Origin of the sequence: Streptomyces sp. OZ13, assembly GCF_052068155.1 — a bacterium.
Lineage (GTDB): Bacteria > Actinomycetota > Actinomycetes > Streptomycetales > Streptomycetaceae > Streptomyces.
Map to the genome: position 1 here is coordinate 1 of NZ_JBQHCZ010000037.1, position 5,150 is coordinate 5,150.

General features: G+C 57.4%; 2 rRNA genes. Both read left to right on the forward strand.

From position 1 onward, the window contains the following. Positions 1 to 214: 214 nt before the first annotated feature. Positions 215 to 1,742: ribosomal RNA gene (locus ACTMTU_RS35875) — 16S ribosomal RNA — on the forward strand. A 282-nt stretch (positions 1,743 to 2,024) separates the two neighbouring features. Continuing rightward, positions 2,025 to 5,149 (forward strand): 23S ribosomal RNA (locus ACTMTU_RS35880). Together the 16S and 23S rRNA genes form the textbook arrangement of a ribosomal RNA operon. Position 5,150 lies beyond the last annotated feature (1 nt).

A 5,150-nucleotide genomic window follows, 5' to 3' on the forward strand; every position in this document is an offset into this window, starting at 1 on the left:
CAAAGGAAGCGTCCGTTCCTTGAGAACTCAACAGTGTGCCAAAAATCAACGCCAGATATGTTGATACCCCGTCCATCTTCGGATGGTCGAGGTTCCTTTGAAAAAGTCCATCCCGCTCGCGGGGTGGCAATCACAGCGAGGACGCTGTGAACGACCGGTCTTATTCCGACCGGTTGTTCCGCTCTTCGGATGTGCACCCGATCACGGGTAAACATTCATGGAGAGTTTGATCCTGGCTCAGGACGAACGCTGGCGGCGTGCTTAACACATGCAAGTCGAACGATGAACCTCCTTCGGGAGGGGATTAGTGGCGAACGGGTGAGTAACACGTGGGCAATCTGCCCTTCACTCTGGGACAAGCCCTGGAAACGGGGTCTAATACCGGATAACACTGCGGATCGCATGGTCTGCGGTTGAAAGCTCCGGCGGTGAAGGATGAGCCCGCGGCCTATCAGCTTGTTGGTGGGGTGATGGCCTACCAAGGCGACGACGGGTAGCCGGCCTGAGAGGGCGACCGGCCACACTGGGACTGAGACACGGCCCAGACTCCTACGGGAGGCAGCAGTGGGGAATATTGCACAATGGGCGAAAGCCTGATGCAGCGACGCCGCGTGAGGGATGACGGCCTTCGGGTTGTAAACCTCTTTCAGCAGGGAAGAAGCGAAAGTGACGGTACCTGCAGAAGAAGCGCCGGCTAACTACGTGCCAGCAGCCGCGGTAATACGTAGGGCGCAAGCGTTGTCCGGAATTATTGGGCGTAAAGAGCTCGTAGGCGGCTTGTCGCGTCGGATGTGAAAGCCCGGGGCTTAACCCCGGGTCTGCATTCGATACGGGCAGGCTAGAGTGTGGTAGGGGAGATCGGAATTCCTGGTGTAGCGGTGAAATGCGCAGATATCAGGAGGAACACCGGTGGCGAAGGCGGATCTCTGGGCCATTACTGACGCTGAGGAGCGAAAGCGTGGGGAGCGAACAGGATTAGATACCCTGGTAGTCCACGCCGTAAACGTTGGGAACTAGGTGTTGGCGACATTCCACGTCGTCGGTGCCGCAGCTAACGCATTAAGTTCCCCGCCTGGGGAGTACGGCCGCAAGGCTAAAACTCAAAGGAATTGACGGGGGCCCGCACAAGCAGCGGAGCATGTGGCTTAATTCGACGCAACGCGAAGAACCTTACCAAGGCTTGACATATACCGGAAAGCATCAGAGATGGTGCCCCCCTTGTGGTCGGTATACAGGTGGTGCATGGCTGTCGTCAGCTCGTGTCGTGAGATGTTGGGTTAAGTCCCGCAACGAGCGCAACCCTTGTTCTGTGTTGCCAGCATGCCCTTCGGGGTGATGGGGACTCACAGGAGACTGCCGGGGTCAACTCGGAGGAAGGTGGGGACGACGTCAAGTCATCATGCCCCTTATGTCTTGGGCTGCACACGTGCTACAATGGCCGGTACAAAGAGCTGCGAAGCCGTGAGGCGGAGCGAATCTCAAAAAGCCGGTCTCAGTTCGGATTGGGGTCTGCAACTCGACCCCATGAAGTCGGAGTTGCTAGTAATCGCAGATCAGCATTGCTGCGGTGAATACGTTCCCGGGCCTTGTACACACCGCCCGTCACGTCACGAAAGTCGGTAACACCCGAAGCCGGTGGCCCAACCCCTTGTGGGAGGGAGCTGTCGAAGGTGGGACTGGCGATTGGGACGAAGTCGTAACAAGGTAGCCGTACCGGAAGGTGCGGCTGGATCACCTCCTTTCTAAGGAGCACATGGCCGACTGCGAGCGAATGACTCGCACGGTTGCTCATGGGTGGAACGTTGATTATTCGGCACTCTTGACCATCTCTGGTCTGTCAGTACTGCTTCGGCGTGGAACACAGATACGGGGACGGCGGGAGGGCCGGGCACACTGTTGGGTGTCTGAGGGTGCGAGCGTTGCTCGTCCTTCGGGATGCCGGCCCCAGTGAACTCACCCTGAAGGGTGGGGTGATGGGTGGCTGGTCGTTGCTTGAGAACTACACAGTGGACGCGAGCATCTGTGGCCAAGTTTTTAAGGGCGCACGGTGGATGCCTTGGCACCAGGAACCGATGAAGGACGTGGGAGGCCACGATAGTCCCCGGGGAGCCGTCAACCAGGCTTTGATCCGGGGGTTTCCGAATGGGGAAACCCGGCAGTCGTCATGGGCTGTCACCCGCTGCTGAACACATAGGCAGTGTGGAGGGAACGAGGGGAAGTGAAACATCTCAGTACCCTCAGGAAGAGAAAACAACCGTGATTCCGGGAGTAGTGGCGAGCGAAACCGGATGAGGCCAAACCGTATGCGTGTGATACCCGGCAGGGGTTGCGCATACGGGGTTGTGGGATCTCTCTTTCATTGTCTGCCGGCAATGAGACGAGTCAGAAACCGTTGATGTAGGCGAAGGACATGCGAAAGGTCCGGCGTAGAGGGTAAGACCCCCGTAGCTGAAACATTAACGGCTCGTTTGAGAGACACCCAAGTAGCACGGGGCCCGAGAAATCCCGTGTGAATCTGGCGGGACCACCCGCTAAGCCTAAATATTCCCTGGTGACCGATAGCGGATAGTACCGTGAGGGAATGGTGAAAAGTACCGCGGGAGCGGAGTGAAATAGTACCTGAAACCGTGTGCCTACAAGCCGTGGGAGCGTCGCTGGCAGCACTTGTGCTGTCAGTCGTGACTGCGTGCCTTTTGAAGAATGAGCCTGCGAGTTAGCGGTGTGTAGCGAGGTTAACCCGTGTGGGGAAGCCGTAGCGAAAGCGAGTCCGAACAGGGCGATCGAGTTGCACGCTCTAGACCCGAAGCGGAGTGATCTAGCCATGGGCAGGTTGAAGCGGAGGTAAGACTTCGTGGAGGACCGAACCCACCAGGGTTGAAAACCTGGGGGATGACCTGTGGTTAGGGGTGAAAGGCCAATCAAACTCCGTGATAGCTGGTTCTCCCCGAAATGCATTTAGGTGCAGCGTCGTGTGTTTCTTGCCGGAGGTAGAGCACTGGATAGGCGATGGGCCCTACCGGGTTACTGACCTTAGCCAAACTCCGAATGCCGGTAAGTGAGAGCGCGGCAGTGAGACTGTGGGGGATAAGCTCCATGGTCGAGAGGGAAACAGCCCAGAGCATCGACTAAGGCCCCTAAGCGTACGCTAAGTGGGAAAGGATGTGGAGTCGCAGAGACAACCAGGAGGTTGGCTTAGAAGCAGCCACCCTTGAAAGAGTGCGTAATAGCTCACTGGTCAAGTGATTCCGCGCCGACAATGTAGCGGGGCTCAAGCGTACCGCCGAAGTCGTGTCATTCCAGCATGAGGGCCAACGCCCGCTGGGATGGGTAGGGGAGCGTCGTGTGCCGGGTGAAGCAGCCGCGGAAGCGAGTTGTGGACGGTTCACGAGTGAGAATGCAGGCATGAGTAGCGATACACACGTGAGAAACGTGTGCGCCGATTGACTAAGGGTTCCTGGGTCAAGCTGATCTGCCCAGGGTAAGTCGGGACCTAAGGCGAGGCCGACAGGCGTAGTCGATGGACAACCGGTTGATATTCCGGTACCCGCTTTGAAACGCCCAATATCGAATCAGGCGATGCTAAGTCCGTGAAGCCGCCGGCTGAGTCTTCGGACGAGGTCGGAGTGGTGGAGCCGACGAACCAGACTTGTAGTAGGTAAGCGATGGGGTGACGCAGGAAGGTAGTCCAGCCCGGGCGGTGGTTGTCCCGGGGTAAGGGTGTAGGACGTGGGGTAGGCAAATCCGCCTCACACATAGTCTGAGACCTGATGCCGAGCCGATTGTGGTGAAGTGGATGATCCTATGCTGTCGAGAAAAGCCTCTAGCGAGTTTCATGGCGGCCCGTACCCTAAACCGACTCAGGTGGTCAGGTAGAGAATACCGAGGCGTTCGGGTGAACTATGGTTAAGGAACTCGGCAAAATGCCCCCGTAACTTCGGGAGAAGGGGGGCCATCACTGGTGATCCGATTTACTCGGTGAGCTGGGGGTGGCCGCAGAGACCAGCGAGAAGCGACTGTTTACTAAAAACACAGGTCCGTGCGAAGCCGTAAGGCGATGTATACGGACTGACGCCTGCCCGGTGCTGGAACGTTAAGGGGACCGGTTAGTCACTCTTCGGGGTGGCGAAGCTGAGAACTTAAGCGCCAGTAAACGGCGGTGGTAACTATAACCATCCTAAGGTAGCGAAATTCCTTGTCGGGTAAGTTCCGACCTGCACGAATGGCGTAACGACTTCTCGACTGTCTCAACCATAGGCCCGGTGAAATTGCACTACGAGTAAAGATGCTCGTTTCGCGCAGCAGGACGGAAAGACCCCGGGACCTTTACTACAGTTTGATATTGGTGTTCGGTTCGGCTTGTGTAGGATAGGTGGGAGACTGTGAAGCTTGGACGCCAGTTCAGGTGGAGTCGTCGTTGAAATACCACTCTGGTCGTGCTGGATGTCTAACCTGGGTCCGTGATCCGGATCAGGGACAGTGTCTGATGGGTAGTTTAACTGGGGCGGTTGCCTCCCAAAGGGTAACGGAGGCGCCCAAAGGTTCCCTCAGCCTGGTTGGCAATCAGGTGTTGAGTGTAAGTGCACAAGGGAGCTTGACTGTGAGACCGACGGGTCGAGCAGGGACGAAAGTCGGGACTAGTGATCCGGCGGTGGCTTGTGGAAGCGCCGTCGCTCAACGGATAAAAGGTACCCCGGGGATAACAGGCTGATCTTCCCCAAGAGTCCATATCGACGGGATGGTTTGGCACCTCGATGTCGGCTCGTCGCATCCTGGGGCTGGAGTCGGTCCCAAGGGTTGGGCTGTTCGCCCATTAAAGCGGTACGCGAGCTGGGTTTAGAACGTCGTGAGACAGTTCGGTCCCTATCCGCTGTGCGCGTAGGAGTCTTGAGAAGGGCTGTCCCTAGTACGAGAGGACCGGGACGGACGAACCTCTGGTGTGCCAGTTGTCCTGCCAAGGGCATGGCTGGTTGGCTACGTTCGGAAAGGATAACCGCTGAAAGCATCTAAGCGGGAAGCCTGCTTCGAGATGAGGACTCCCACCTCCTTGAGAGGGTAAGGCTCCCAGTAGACGACTGGGTTGATAGGCCGGATATGGAAGCCCTGTAAGGGGTGGAGTTGACCGGTACTAATAGGCCGAGGGCTTGTCCTCA